The sequence below is a fragment of the Herpetosiphon giganteus genome (genome assembly GCF_016907925.1).
Classification (GTDB): Bacteria; Chloroflexota; Chloroflexia; order Chloroflexales; family Herpetosiphonaceae; genus Herpetosiphon; species Herpetosiphon giganteus.
The window spans coordinates 130446-145186 of sequence record NZ_JAFBCZ010000003.1; the positions used below are offsets into that span (position 1 = coordinate 130446).

A 14741-nucleotide genomic window follows, 5' to 3' on the forward strand; every position below is an offset into this window, starting at 1 on the left:
AAGCCGTTGGCGGCTCCTGAGCAAACCCAGGAGCCGCCAAGAATTTTAGTTCTTGTTTACCCAAGGCAAGTAGACCTTGCGGGTTGGGTCAACATTCTCAGAGACGTTGATCGTCACTGGAATTTGAACGTTTGGCTTGGTTGTGTCGTTCGATTGAATACACAGGTTGACTGTGTGGAGACCAGCGGCCAAGCCGTTGGTGTTGAATTCAAGCGCCACATTGGTCACGCCATCGGCTGCGATTGTGCCGCTATTTGGCACTGCGCGAACCCATGAAGCTACGTCTGGGGTACATGAAGCAACAGCACCACCAATATCGAGCGAAACATCGTCGATAAAGAAGTTGGTGTTACCAGTTGCATCGACGAACGAGTCAAACAGCAATGTATGGCTAGTTGTATCAGCCAAGACTGCCGCAGTAATTGGCACTTCAATCAAGGTATAACCTGTGAAGTTACCAGCTTCGGCGTTGGTTACCGTATAAACAGTTGTACCATCGATCTTGACCTTGAGGTAGTCACTGGCGTTACCACCGTCGTCAACGACATTTAACCAGAACGATAAGGTACCAGAAGCATTACCATTAGCGGTAAAGGTTTGTGACAAGGTACCAACTTCATCGTCTGGGAAATCGGTTGGAGTAAGTCCACCGAACCAAGCGTACCACGTTCCGGTATGTGGAATATCGCCACTACCAGTTGAACAACTGGTTGTACACAATACTACGCCGAAGTTGGTTGAGCTTTGGGTCCAGAACTCATTGGTATTGCCATTACCAACCACAACCGTGGCCTCGAAGCTACCATCCTGAACCACTTCTTCAGCAGGAGCGGTTTGGTTGCTAGCAACAGGCCGTTGGTTTGCTGCGACTGGGGTGCGGCTTTGGGCACCTTCAGCACGTGGGGCTGGGCGGCCACTTGCAGCCAATTCACCAATCGTCCAGGTCAATGGTGCAGCACCTTGGTTTTCCAAGGTGAGGGTTTGGGTCGTGATGGTGTTGATGCCAACGGTTTCGCTGATTGGTGTGGTATCCACAGCCAAACATGGCGCGTTCAAGCGCAATTCGGCATTTTGGGTCACAGCCCCACTTGTCGGAACCGTCACGGTGAAGGTTTGGGTCACATAGCCAGCTTTAGCAATCGTAACCGTATAGGTACCAGCAGCCAAGCTATAGTTATATGCGCCAGCAGCATTCGTTGTTAAGACGGTTGGGGTTGCAGTGTTGATTGTCACAGTTGCGCCACTTAATGGAGCTGGTGAAACATCACATGCAGCCAAGCCTTGAACCGTACCGCTAATCGTGCCGAAGTTGGCAGGAGTGGTAACCGTCAAGGTAACCGGAATGGTTACTGCTGGTTGAGGGCTGTTGTGGGTCAAGGTCAAGCTGCCAGTGTAGACCCCAGCTTGGGTCAAGCCAGCGGTTGAGAAGACCACGTTGACAACTTGGTTGCTTGGTGGCGTACCAGCCAAGCCAGTAATCGTGGTTGGCGATTCGCTCAACCATGGAAGACTGTCACAGGTTGCCGAGACACACAAAGCCATTTGACTGCGCAAGCGGGCTTGGTTGAAGCTGAATTGAGCAGCTTGCGCCGTGGTTGCACCACGAACGCCGACAGTTGCGCTCGCACCATTGTTGAATGCAGGATCGCCGTAATCGAGATCCTTATATTGGTAAACAATTCCACCTTGTTCTTTGATCACAACTTGGAAGGTTGCGTTACCAATACCATTATAGTGTGGGCGATTTTCCCATTGAACAACCAATGAGCGGGTTGGAGCGCTACCGACAACTTTCCAGAAGACTGCGCCGGATTCGTCATCAACGTCATCCCAGAATGGAGCAATGAGATTATTGACGGTAGCAGTCAGCAACGATTCGTTGCTTGGAACAATATCGCCAGTCGTTGCACCGACCAAGATCGCACCATTATTGCCAACCCGTAAGGTACGGCTGCTGGTATTGAAGATGGTCACGGTGAATGGGCTGGTGATATTAGCTTCCAAATCGTCGGTCAAAGCCAAGTTGGTTCCATCGTTGGCTTCGATCCAGCTATATGGAACTTCAGCGATGGTATAGCCAGCTTGGGTAACAACATTGGCGCTTTCCGTAATGGTTGCGTTGAGTGGCGCTGCACCCTTGCTGGTTACAACCAAGGTTTGGGTTACTGGAGCAGCACCCAAGACCAATGAAGCGCTCAATGAACTTGGGCTAACCGTCACACAAGGCTTGTTCAAGCGCAAGGTGAAGTTTTGGGTCGCAGTACCACCGTTAGCTACCGTCACACTTTGTGATTGGCTAAGGTGGTCAAGGGCACTAGCAGCAACCGTGTAGGTGCCACCTTCTGGGACGAACAAGCTATATTGACCAGCTGCATTCGTCGTCGTAGTTGCGGTCAGGCCATTAGTGTAGGTAATGATGATCTTCGCGCCGCTTGCTGGAGCAGGCACAGTATCACAAACACCAGACGAAACAACCGTACCCGAGATTTGGGCTTGAGTTGCTGATGGATTGACGACCATCGTCACTGGAACATTAAAGGTTTGGCTAATCACCGATGAATAGCTAAGGCTCAAACTGCCAGTGTAGGTACCTGGCTGAGTTACCGCCGATGGATACCAACCAATGGCAACATTGGTCGTAGCACCACCAGCAATCACACCAGTTACTGGTACTTCATTCAGCCACGCTAAACCATCGCCACTACCAAGGGCTTGCAAGACGCGCCCGAGCACTGTGCGCTCGATCGTTTCGCCAGCAGCAGTTGTGCCAAGGTTAACGAAGTCGGTTGCAAGGTAAACAGCTTTGTAGCTATTGCGTTGGATGAAGCTACCGCCAACTGCGTTATTCACATAGCGGAAGATCACGGTTGATGAGCTACCTGGGGTGTAGTAGTCAGGGAAGCTATCGCCTGATGCTGTATTGACCCCAGCCATGAAACCAGCGCCAGTCAAGGCCCGGTTAGCAGCGCCTGGATCATCGCCACCATAGGTTGAGTCAAGCATGGTCTTGTAGAACACGCCAGGGTTGGTGTAGTAACCAAGGTCATTATCGGCGATGAACAACCGACCGCCAGCGTTCAAGTATTCGGTCAACTTGTTTTCGCTTGGGTTCGGGCTGCTGCCGGTACCGCCGGTTGCACCAAGGTAGATCACTACATCAAAGGTTCGCAGGTTTGCCAAGCTACGGGCTTCGAAGGCAACGTTATCGATTGACTCGAAGGTATAGCCAAGCGCGGTCAAAGCAGTCGTTGCCGCCGTAGCCGATGTGGCCGAAGAGCGTTGGACAACCAAGATTTTACCGGTCGAACCACCAACGCGTTCACGGATGGTGTAGGTAAATGGTTGGGTGTCATTGTTGGTCAAGGCCAAGCCAACCGTATCGGTGAATGGCGCATCACCAAAGTTAAAGGTGCGGCTCAAGCTTGCTGGGGTATAGCCAAACGCTGGGGTAATTGCCAGATTTTGGGTTGCAGTAACCCCATTCGTAATCGTTAAGCTTTCGCTATCAGCAGCAAAGCCAATTTTCGAAGCCGTCAGGGTATAGCTGCCTGGCTCCAAGCGAATTGCAAAGCTACCATCAGCTTTGGTCTTCACATATTGGTTGCTAATTGCCACGGTTGCATCAGCCACCGGAGCACCGTTGGCGCTGTTGGTCACAATCCCTGCGACCGCACCAGCGGCTAAGCTGAAGTCTTGGGTAGCGTTGGTTGCATCGGCTACCGTCACAGTTTGTGATTGGGTAACATACTTTGGAGCGCTAACCGTAACGGTGGTTGAGCCAACATTTGCCACTGGAATGGTGTATTGACCAGCAGCGTTGGTGATGGTGCTATACCCAGGTACCGAAACACTTGCACCAGCAATTGGACTGCTTGGGGTAAAGGCATCACGCACCGTCCCACTGATTGAGCCATAGCTCAAAGTGAAGTTTTGGGTCGTGGTGACATTTTGGGTAATCGTTACGCTTGGTACAGCTTGGAAAGCACCTTGCAAGCTGGCGGTTACTGCATAGGTACCAACTGGCACAACCATGCTGTAGTTACCGCTGGCGTTGGTCAAAGCGCTTGCGCCACCGCTGGTGCGCACGGTTGCCCCAGCAACTGGGTTGTTGTTGCTTTGAGCAACACGGCCAGTCAAGGTACCGGTTGGGCCAACTGAGCCGTTGTAAACATACAAGGCAAAGTCTTGGTCGGTGGTATCGGCATTGCCAGGAATTGCATCGCCAGCAATGTTGCGAGCAATAACTTTAACTTGGATAGTGCCGGTAGTGCCTGCTGGCAAGTACACGCCTTCGATGTTGTTTTTGGTATCGGCGGTGCCACCAGTGGTCGAAAGTGCACCGTTGAAGACGTTACCTTTGTAGGTTTGGCCACCAGCGGTTACTTCGAGATCAAGGTTGTTGACATAGCTGTTACCAGTTGTGCTGCCAGCTGCGTCAGTCCAGGCCAAGGTAATCCGCACAGGCTTGGTTGATTCAGCAATTTGACCAACTTGGCTGAATTCTTCACCAGTTGCGCCAAAAGTGCGAGTTTGGTCAACCAAAATCCGTTGAGTGCTATCCAAGGCTGGTGCCAAGTTCACATCGCCCCAACCTTGTTGGTTCGATGGCAAGGTGCCGCCGGTGCCCGTGCCGTTGAGATAACGGGTTGAAGCCAACAAATAGGCTTTCAACATAGCTGGGCTTGGAGCAACCCCACCGCCGAAGCTGGTGCGATATTTGGTGTAGAGCAATGAAGCCGAGCCTGCAACCGCTGGAGTTGAGTGGCTGGTACCGCTCGACCAAGTGTAGAGGGTTTGGCCGGTTGGGTAGTAGGCACTCCCAGCAATGGCACAAACACTATCGCCACTAAAGTCAGCTTGTTGTGAAGCTGGCCCCATCACGTGAGTCCCAGGAGCCATAATGTCGGGTTTCACCCGCGCATCATCGGTTGGTCCAAGGCTTGAGAAGGCAGCAATATCATCAGCATTATCGGCATTTGGTTCGTTACAACCGTCAATCACGCCTTGATCGCGCACGTTTTCGGTTGCACCAACGGTGATAACGTTTTTGGCAGTCCCAGGTGCGCCAACCGTGTTAGCGCCACCGCGACCAGCGTTACCAGCAGCGATAATGTGGGTCATTTCTTGGTTGCCAGCAGTCGTGCTGCTTGCATCACGGGTACCTTGGTCGAAGGCTTGTGATGAAGCGGTATATGCACCACCGCTATCTGCACCCCAACTGTTCGATGAGATTGCAGCGCCATGGCTATAAGCCATTTCGATAATCCCAAAGTAGTTGCTACCGCCACCACAGTTGGTTAGGTTGAAGCTACCAGCGTTATTGAAGATTTTGGTGCTGGACATCCGACCGAATGGTGAGATGCCTAAGCCAACCCGATAGCCACCAGCAATGCCTGAGCTAGCACCGTCAACGTGTGGCGAGCCAGTCAAGTTGTTGTAGCTACCGACGATCCCCACATTAAGGTGACCGTGGCCATCTTGGTTTGCGCCAGTCGCATCGGCAGTACAGTTGCCAACTGCGGCAATCCGCGAGGTACCAGGCTTCACCCCATTGACATAGAAGTCAGGATGAATCGGCGAGGTCGTGCCGTTATCCAAACCATCATCGACAATATCGACAATTGGATATTGGGTTGGATCAGTTGGCACGCCTTGGCTTTGCAACCATTGGAGGTAGCCTGGGGCATTTGGCACAACTTTGCCACCAGCGGTGGTAATGTTGCCAGCCAAAATTTGGCCTTGGCGCTCGTCCATCAGCTTGGGAGCTTGCCACGACTCAACGTTGTAGACATTGGCGCGCCGCGCAATTGGCCCCAAAGCGTCTTCGCTCACTTGCACCGAAATCGTGGTGAAGTTGAGCACTTGCCATGGCGTTGCATAAACTTGAGCGCTGGCTTTCAGCACTTCGTTTACATCTTGCTCAACTGTGGCACTGTTGTAGAACTGAATCGTGACATCGACCAGGCCCTTTGCATCGGGATTGCTGGCTTTTTGGCGCAATTCAGGTGCCAAGCGATATTCTGGGTGGTAAGCACCAGCCCATTGAATCGCTACATTGCTCTTGCTAAGCGAATCGAGTTTGGCCAAGGTTTGGCCATTTGCCCAAACGAGGTAGGCGTTGTTGGGCATATAGATGACACGTTCGGCCCCAGCTTTGGTGATTTCATCCAACCAAGCATCCTTGAGCGGCCCCGCAAATTGCACCAACCACAGTTGTGGGTCGGCAGTTGGGCTTTGGCTCAAGCTTGATTGCACCGTGGGAACGTTCTTTAAAGGATTAAAGCTAATCCCGCGCAAACCAATCGTATCCAGATCGGCGGCTTGGGCACCAGCTAATTTGTTAAGGCTGTTGACGTTACTATCGGCAACTTGCCAAACAGAAAAAGAACCATAATCGGCAATTAACGTGCCATTTGTGCGGACAAATTTATTAGCTGGGCTGTTGGGTTCGACGAGGAATTTGGTCGTCGCAGTCGGAGCACGCAATACTTCTGCACGGGCTGGTTGCGCCGCACCTTGAAGTCCCAATGAGAGCGTCATTGCAATGAGGGCTGCTTGCCGAATGAAGGGGAATTTGGCCATGCCATCCTCCACACACAAGTGTGTATGTAATACCAGTCAATTTCCAAGCGGTACGATGGTGAGCAAGTGGCTAAAATGTCAAAATACGAATACTAAACTGCATCCCTCCTTTCATCAAAAGGGGATTGTCGCAAATTTGGTGAGAGTTATAGCTTAAAGAAGCCCGTTCACTGGTTATGGGCGTATGGTAACGCTTCAGTTTGAGGCGCTATGGGGCAACAATCGCTTAAATTCGTATCCCGTTGGGGATAGGACTATTGTACTAGCAAGCATTTCTTTATGCAAATTTAACCTAATTGCTCATTCTAATCAGCAAAAGCTTAGTTTTGCTTAACTTAAATGGCGCGCAAATGCACATTTTTAGCGATCTTAGACCAATGAGTTTCAAAAGCGAGGTATGTAGTTAGTTATGACCACAGCGAAACAGCGAATCTTGACTGAGGCTAGTACTTTCGTTACGCTTAAGCAGTGCCATCTTCACAATCACAGCGTTGTTAAAGAGTTCAATCTTTAGATTGATGGCGGCTGATCAAGCCGTGGTATAATCGCAATTAATTGATAACACTTGGTTCGCGGGAGTATTAAGCGCGTTTTTGCAGAGAGTAGCTGGTTGGTGCAAAGCTACACCAAGCGCCCAACTCGCCCGTTTATTGCCCCACCAGCGAATAGCCTCGGCTGCGTAGTTGGTGGCGGGTGCGCCCGTTATCGCGCCTACAAGTGATGTGCTTCGGCTCATAAGCAGGGTGGTACCACGGGGTTTTGCTCCGTCCCTCGCATGAGTTCGGGGTTTTTTGTTTTAGATTTTTGCCAATTCCACCCTCCTATAGCGATGGGAGATGGTCACGTACATGGATTGGCTTGAATAGTGTTCCGCTTAGAACCACTAATCCTGTGGTTTATCAATAGCTAACTGACACCAATAATTACCCTTGAGGGGGTGCAGGGGGCTTTAATCCCCCTGCGTCTCCCGCCTTGAGGCGGGACGGAAGGGTGGTGAAATGATGATTGTTAATCATTGGAGTAAGGGGTTGGGTTGAGGAAGAAGGGTTAGGTCTTGCTAATTTAGATATGGTTAACCAAGGAGTAGACTATGGCCACTCGTTATGACAGTAGCGTTACTGAGCCAAAATGGCGCGAACGCTGGGAACGTGATGGAATTTATCGCTTCGAGCCAGACAGTGATAAACCAAAACATTATGCAGTCACCATGTTGCCCTATCCATCGGGCAATTTGCACATTGGCCACTGGTATGCCATGTCGCCCAGCGATGTGCATGCCCGCTATATGCGCATGCAGGGCTACAACGTCTTTTTCCCAATGGGCTTCGATGCCTTTGGCTTGCCCGCCGAAAACGCTGCCATCAAAAATAATTTAGATCCACGCAAATGGACGTATTCGAACATCGAATATATGCGCGGTCAGTTGCAATCAATGGGCATGATGGTCGATTGGCATCAACAGATTATTAGTGCTGACCCTGAATATTATCGCTGGAACCAGTGGTTTTTTATTCAGTTTTTCAAACGTGGCTTGGCCTATAAAAAATTCTCAGCTGTCGATTGGTGTCCCAAGTGTAATACAACCTTGGCCCGCGAACAGGTTATTGGCGACGAACGGCGCTGCGAACGCTGCGATAGCTTAGTCACCAAGCGCGATTTGGATCAATGGTATTTCAAAATTACTTCCTACGCCGATGAATTGCTGGATTTCTCAGGCTTGGATTGGCCAGAACGCATTACATCGATGCAACGCAATTGGATCGGGCGCTCGGAAGGTGCCGAAATTACCTTTAAATCTGAGGCCGGCGATCCAATCACGGTCTTTTCAACCCGCCCCGATACCTTGTGGGGCGCAACCTTTATGGTCTTGGCTCCTGAACATCCCTTAGTTGCCAAATTGACCAGCGCCGAGCAAAAAGCCAGCGTCGATGCCTATGTCGCCGAAGCAATTCGCAAAACCGAAGTTGAGCGCCAATCCACCGACGACGAAAAACCCAAAACTGGCGTGTGGATCGGAGCCTATGCGATCAATCCGGCCAGCCAAGAGCGCGTGCCAATTTGGATTGCCGACTATGTGCTGATGACCTATGGCACTGGCGCGATTATGGCCGTGCCTGGCCACGACGAACGTGATTTTGCCTTTGCCACAACCTTTGGATTGCCAATCAAGCGGGTGGTTGTGCAAGCAGAGCAAACTGCCGACACGCCCTTGGAAGCAGCAGAAGCAGCCTATGGTACGGTGGTTAATTCGGGCCAGATCGATGGCTTAAGCTCCGCCGAGGCCAAAGAAGCAGTCATTAAATGGTTGGAAGCAGAACAATTGGGCAAGCGCGCAATTAACTATCGTTTGCGCGATTGGTTGGTCAGCCGCCAACGCTATTGGGGCACACCGATCCCAATGATCTATTGCCCAACATGTGGTACTGTACCCGTGCCAGAAGATCAATTGCCCTTGCTGTTGCCCGATGAGGTCGATTTCAAGCCAACTGGCGAATCGCCATTGAAATTGCACCCAACGTGGCGCTTTACCACCTGCCCCAATTGTGGCGGCGCAGCTGAGCGCGATACCGACACCATGGATACCTTTGTCGATTCATCGTGGTATCAAGCACGCTACTTAAGCCCTCACGATGCCAATGCGCCATTTACCAAAGCTATCGCCGACAAATGGTTGCCAGTTGATCAATATACTGGTGGGCGCGAGCATGCAGTGATGCACTTGTTGTATACGCGCTTTTGGTGGAAGGCCATGCGCGATTTGGGCTTGGTCAGCGCCAATGAACCAATGACCCGATTGATCAACCAAGGGGTGATTTTAGGCGAAGATAGTAATAAAATGTCCAAATCACGCGGCAACGTGATTGACCCCGATATGCTGGTAGCCCAATATGGGGCCGACACCGTGCGCACCTTTTTAATGTTCATCGGCCCGTGGGAGCAAGGCGGCCCGTGGAACAATCGCGGCATCGAGGGTTGTGTGCGTTTCTTAGATCGGGCTTGGCGCGTCGTGACCGATACGCCGCAACGCCACGATGCAGCGGGCGATGCTAGCACTTTGGAGCGCCAAACCCATCGCATCATCAAAAAAGTTGGTGACGATATTCAACGCTTTGCCTTTAACACCGCGATTGCTGGCTTGATGGAATTCGTCAACGAATTGATGAAAGCCCGCGAAACCGATGTCTATGGCAGCGAACAATGGCGCAAAGCCAGCGAGGCCTTAACCTTGTTGTTAGCGCCAATCGCGCCGCATATTGCTGAAGAATTGTGGGAATTCTTGGGCCAGAGCGCAAGCGTGCACCTGCAAGCTTGGCCAACCTACGACGAAGCCTTATTAATCGACGAATCAATTGAATTGCCGGTGCAAATCAATGGTAAAGTTCGCGGTAAAATACAGGTAGCCGCCAGCGCCGATGAAGCAACAATTATTGCAGCCGCGTTGGCCGATGAAAAAATTGCACCGTTGGTCGAGGGCAAGACCATCGTCAAGCAAATTGTTGTGCCAAATCGCTTGGTCAACATCGTCATCAAATAGTGTTTGGAGTTGCAACGGAAGGGTCGTAGAGAAACCCTTCCGTTGACCAAACCAGAAGCGAGATACCTTGGCAATCGGGAAACCTTGCCAGCATTCAAGGAGCCTGCATGACCAGCTATTATCAAATGTTCAAGCAGCACGAAGAAGTTATTGTCGATCGCGTTATCAACGCTTTACAAACGCAAATTCCCACCTACGGTTCAATGCCCAGAGATGATGTGCGCAAACGGGTAATAGCTGGGCTTGATCCATATGCCCGCGATCTCGATAACGACAAGCCGCAAGCTTTCCCTGATTATTGGCGACAAACCAGTTATGTCCGCGCCCAACAAGGCATTCCGATCGGCGCATTCTTAGAGGTATTGCTCGTTTCCACCGATATTATGATTAAAAGCTTGAGAACAGCCTACGCCGACAGCCCTGCCGATCAAATTAATGTGATTGAAAAAGGTCATCAAATTACCACCGCCGCAATCGCCGCAGTCTACGAGGGCTTTCAGCAGCACAAAGATGAAATTATTTCATCGCAAACCTATGCCCTCGCCGAAGTTTCATCGCCAATCGTGCCAGTCTATGAAGGGGTGTTAGTCTTACCATTAATTGGCTCGATCGATTCGATGCGCGCAGGCCAAATTATGGAATCACTGCTTGAATCGATCAATACTTATAGCGCCGATGTGGTCATTTTAGATATTACTGGCGTGCCAGTTATCGACACTGGCGTTGCCAATTATCTCTTACAAGCCGCCCGTGCCGCGCGCTTACTTGGCTCAACCGTCGTTTTGGTGGGCATTGGGGCCGAAATTGCCCAAACAATCGTTCAATTAGGCATCGATTTAACGGGCATTATTACCCGCGCCAACTTACAATCGGGCATTGAATATGCCTTAGATTTACAAGGCTTGGCAATTCGCCCACGCTAGTCAAGCCAAAACGCTGTTAAATCAGCATAGTTAGAGACTCGGCAGATCGCAGTAGGTTGGTATCTTTTATCGCAATCCAAAAAACCTAACTTTAGGAGGGCTCGCAACTGTGGCAGATTTAGCAGCTTTTTACACCAAACACTTCGATGAAATTATCGAAGCCACGATCGGGGTCATTCAAGCTAATGTGGTTGAATATAGCAAAATGGCGCGCGAGGAACTTAAAAAACGCACAGTTGCCTCAATGGATGCATTAATTCAAGATTTGCGCGATCCACAGAAGCATGCCTACCAACAGCATATGCGCGACATTAGCTACGATCGCTTTCGCCAAAATATTCCTTTAAATAGCGTTCAACAAGTGTTGCGCAGCGCCAACCAAGCCACTGCTAGCGTGTTGCGCAACTATTATGCAGATGATCCGGTCTTCTTGCTCGAAATGCTCGATCGCTTACATGAACTCACTGCCGAAGGCATGATGGGAATGTTCAACGGCTATGAAGATGCGCAAGTCGAAATTATTTCCAACCAAGAATCAGCCTTAGCCGAGGTTTCATCGCCAATTGTGCCAGTCTATGGCGGCATTTTGGTGCTACCTCTGATTGGCTCGGTTGATTCGCGGCGTGCAGGCCAAATTATGGAAGCCTTGCTCGAAGCAATCAATACCTATAGCGCCGATGTTGTTATTTTGGATATTACCGGCGTGCCAGTCATTGATACTGGGGTTGCCAACTATCTCTTGCAAGCAGCCCGCGCCGCCCGTTTGCTTGGCTCAACCGTCGTTTTGGTCGGCATCGGGGCCGAAATTGCCCAAACGATCGTCCAATTAGGCATTGATCTAACGGGCATCGTGACCCGCGCCAACTTGCAAGCAGGGGTTGAATATGCGCTCGAATTGCAGGGCTTGGCAATTCGTCCACGCTAATCGCAACTCATACGAGCCACATCAGCGAGTTTTTAGCGCTTGATGTGGCTCTTTTTTTGCAATAATTTGGCCAATTGCTGCTTGCAAGGTTGCTGCTGTCGCCACAGCGTTCAAATCGGTTCCCATACTTACCAATGTTTGAGCAACATCGGGCCGCACCCCAATTAAGGTTGTTTCTGCTCCCAGCAAGTAGGCTGCCCGCAACATCCGTTGCATCCCATTTGCACCCTCATCATCAATCAACTGAACCCCAGTCAAATCAATTAATAAGCGTTGCACCGCTTGCTGATTGAGTGATTCCATCAATACCCGCTGGCATTCAGCAATTCGCTGCTGATCAAGCACGCCAATCAACGGCATAACTAACACGCCAGGCAAAACCGGAATCGTCGGAAACGAAAGTGCTTGCACCGCCTGCGCCAATTGATTACGCTGGGCTTGCTCTTGCTCAAGCTGCTCTACCGTGGTACTCAGCCGCCACCGTTCCTGCTCAAGTAGTGCCGTACGCCGTTCCAATTCAGTAATATCGCGAATAAACAACATCGTGCCTTGAATTTGCCCAGCACTATCCAACACTGGCGAGACCGTATTTTCCAGCAAGCGCAATGGCTCGCCTAAAGCCAGCGTTTGGCTAAAAGGCTGGAATGGATCTTGAGCTAAGGCACGCTGCAATGCTGCAATATCATCAGCAGCAACCCCAATTGTGGCTAAATTGGGCTGAAGTGGTTGTTGATTCTGCAAGCCAAGCTGTTGAGCAGCATAATTGAGATACACCAACATGCCTTCGCGATCAACCACAACCATGGCCTCGCTCATCGTTTGCAGCGCCTGCTGCACCGCCACTTGTTTGGTTTGAAATAAACTCCCACGCAGCACAATATAGGTCAAACTCAGCACTAAGGGCACGGTTTGCAAAATGCTCGCGAGCTGCCCACTTGAATCCAACTTAATAAATCCCAAGACCGAGTTGGTAAGCGCTGTAAATAAAATGGCGAACATGAGCCAGCTAATCGAGCGCCGCGTTGCCGGATTACGCCAAAATGCCGTTGCCAACAAACCAAGCTGAACCAACCAACCAATGCTGAATAAGCTCAACATCAAACCAGCTGCCGCGCCAGCAATTGGCCGATAAATCCCTTTAGATAGCTCAATGCCTGCCGTAAACCAACCAAATTGGCCAATCAGATCAAGTGCTACGAGGCCAATCGCACCACCATAAACCAGACTAATCCAGCGAATTGGGCGCTGGCCTTCCCACCACTGGGGCATAAACAGCGCTGCAAACAGCAGCAGCATTAATAAACACAAGAGGCCTAAGCTAATTAGCGCAACACAAACCAACATATAGGCGATCGTCGGATCAGTGGTTAAGTTACGGGCCAGCGCCGTGCTATTGATCACGACCAAGCATAGCGTTAAGCAAAAGAAAATTCGGGCAGGCCGATATTGGCTTGCCCGCGCCAGAATAAACGTACCTAAAGCAGTTTCAAGCACCACGAATAGCAGATTAATCCAATAAGCAAGCATCTAAGTTGTATCCTAGGTTGATTGGTATAACCATGCTATGATAGCTGATCGCCGAGCGCTTGCACAGCTTTACAAGCCAAGAGTTAGGCTCAATCTTGCTAATTGTAATCGTTTGCTCATCCAGACATTTACCTACCAACGAATGCTTCTTTGCACTGCGTGGTTCGACCAGCGAGCTTATGTTCGTTTCTGCAATTTGCGCCATGGCCTAGCTCGGTAACATGCATACCACGCGAACATCGCCGAAAGCAGCGTTACCACAGCCCAACCAAGTTGATCTGCGTCACTAACGTCGACCTGCATAAAGCCAAACATAAATCCATTTATCAGGATCAAAAGCCCCGTAAGAATTCCTAAACTTGTTGGCGTATACTTCTGTTGCCAAATTAATGGATTTAGCAGCAACAAACCAATCGGAAACCAAATAAATGATGCAAAATTCAAGTCATAACGAGGATCATCAAGCCACCAACCAACGATATTTTCAGCCGTAAAAATCGAGAGATAGATTGCTAAAGAATACAGCCCAATATTGATGAGATAAAGATATTGTTGGATACGAACCTGTTGCAAACGGCGTGCTTTTGGAACTTGATACATAACTGCTTCTCCTATTTACAAGAATCTTGATACTGCTCTTCTCGAAGCCTAATCGACTCTTTAGCTTCAACATCGTTGATCGTGCCACACCAATCTACTATTGCCTGATGAATTTCGCTAATGTTTCCTTTTTGGAGCATAGGTTCAGGTATTTTTTCAGTAAAAGTTGTAATATCATTATATAATTGTTGAATTCGATCACGACTTACTGCACTTACCGATCCTTCCTCTTTAATAGTACTTTTAATATGGCCTATTTGGACTGAGTAATAATCAAATAATTGCACAAATCCAATCACATTGCCTGAGCCTAAACTTAAATTCCACCATGGTTTAACGGGCCACTTCAGAGCAGCATTGTAGTTATAGATAAATTGCGAAGATGCTTCACAATGAAGCTGTACATTGGAAAGATATTCTAAAACCTCTGCTTGAGCATCACGATCACTAGCTCTTAAAACCCAGGTTAGTTTGTCAGCACAATTATGCCAACTAAACCATAACGATTGTCCTGTTGTAGCAATTTGACCACGTTGGCGTGCTTCGATAACCTTTAAATTATGATTGATTGTATAACTATAAAAACTAATAACCAAACAGCTAATCAGCGAGGCTGCCAGCAACCAACGTTGAAATGTGTTCATAGTTA

7 protein-coding genes are annotated in these 14741 nt (G+C 49.8%); 3 read left to right on the top strand and 4 right to left on the bottom strand.

What is annotated here, in order from left to right:
* Nucleotides 1-45: 45 nt before the first annotated feature.
* On the bottom strand, nt 46-6582 hold the full coding sequence (locus JOD20_RS03585; RefSeq protein ID WP_204753947.1) for a carboxypeptidase regulatory-like domain-containing protein: 6537 nt from the start codon (nt 6580-6582) through the stop codon (nt 46-48).
* Between the two features lie 1090 nt (nt 6583-7672).
* On the opposite strand from JOD20_RS03585, the gene leuS reads away from it, so the two are divergent.
* The 3 genes from leuS (at nt 7673) to JOD20_RS26840 (ending at nt 11965) form a co-directional block, all read left to right on the top strand.
* Nucleotides 7673-10117 carry a leucine--tRNA ligase gene (leuS, locus tag JOD20_RS03590; protein WP_204753948.1) on the top strand — a complete coding sequence of 815 codons (2445 nt, stop codon included), beginning with the start codon at nt 7673-7675 and terminating at the stop codon, nt 10115-10117.
* Nucleotides 10118-10224: 107 nt separating this feature from the next.
* On the top strand, nt 10225-11040 hold the full coding sequence (locus tag JOD20_RS03595) for an STAS domain-containing protein (RefSeq protein ID WP_204753949.1): 816 nt from the start codon (nt 10225-10227) through the stop codon (nt 11038-11040).
* 109 nt (nt 11041-11149) lie between these two features.
* Nucleotides 11150-11965 (top strand): STAS domain-containing protein, encoded by an 816-nt coding sequence (locus JOD20_RS26840; RefSeq protein WP_204753950.1) that lies wholly within the window; start codon nt 11150-11152, stop codon nt 11963-11965.
* A gap of 21 nt (nt 11966-11986) precedes the next feature.
* Here JOD20_RS26840 and JOD20_RS03605 read toward each other — a convergent pair whose 3' ends face one another.
* From JOD20_RS03605 to JOD20_RS03615, 3 genes are all read right to left on the bottom strand, one after another.
* On the bottom strand, nt 11987-13492 hold the full coding sequence (locus tag JOD20_RS03605; protein ID WP_204753951.1) for an STAS domain-containing protein: 1506 nt from the start codon (nt 13490-13492) through the stop codon (nt 11987-11989).
* Between the two features lie 177 nt (nt 13493-13669).
* Nucleotides 13670-14092 (bottom strand): hypothetical protein, encoded by a 423-nt coding sequence (locus JOD20_RS03610; protein WP_204753952.1) that lies wholly within the window; start codon nt 14090-14092, stop codon nt 13670-13672.
* Nucleotides 14093-14103: 11 nt separating this feature from the next.
* Nucleotides 14104-14736, bottom strand: coding sequence for a hypothetical protein (locus JOD20_RS03615; RefSeq protein WP_204753953.1), 633 nt, complete (start codon nt 14734-14736; stop codon nt 14104-14106).
* Nucleotides 14737-14741 lie beyond the last annotated feature (5 nt).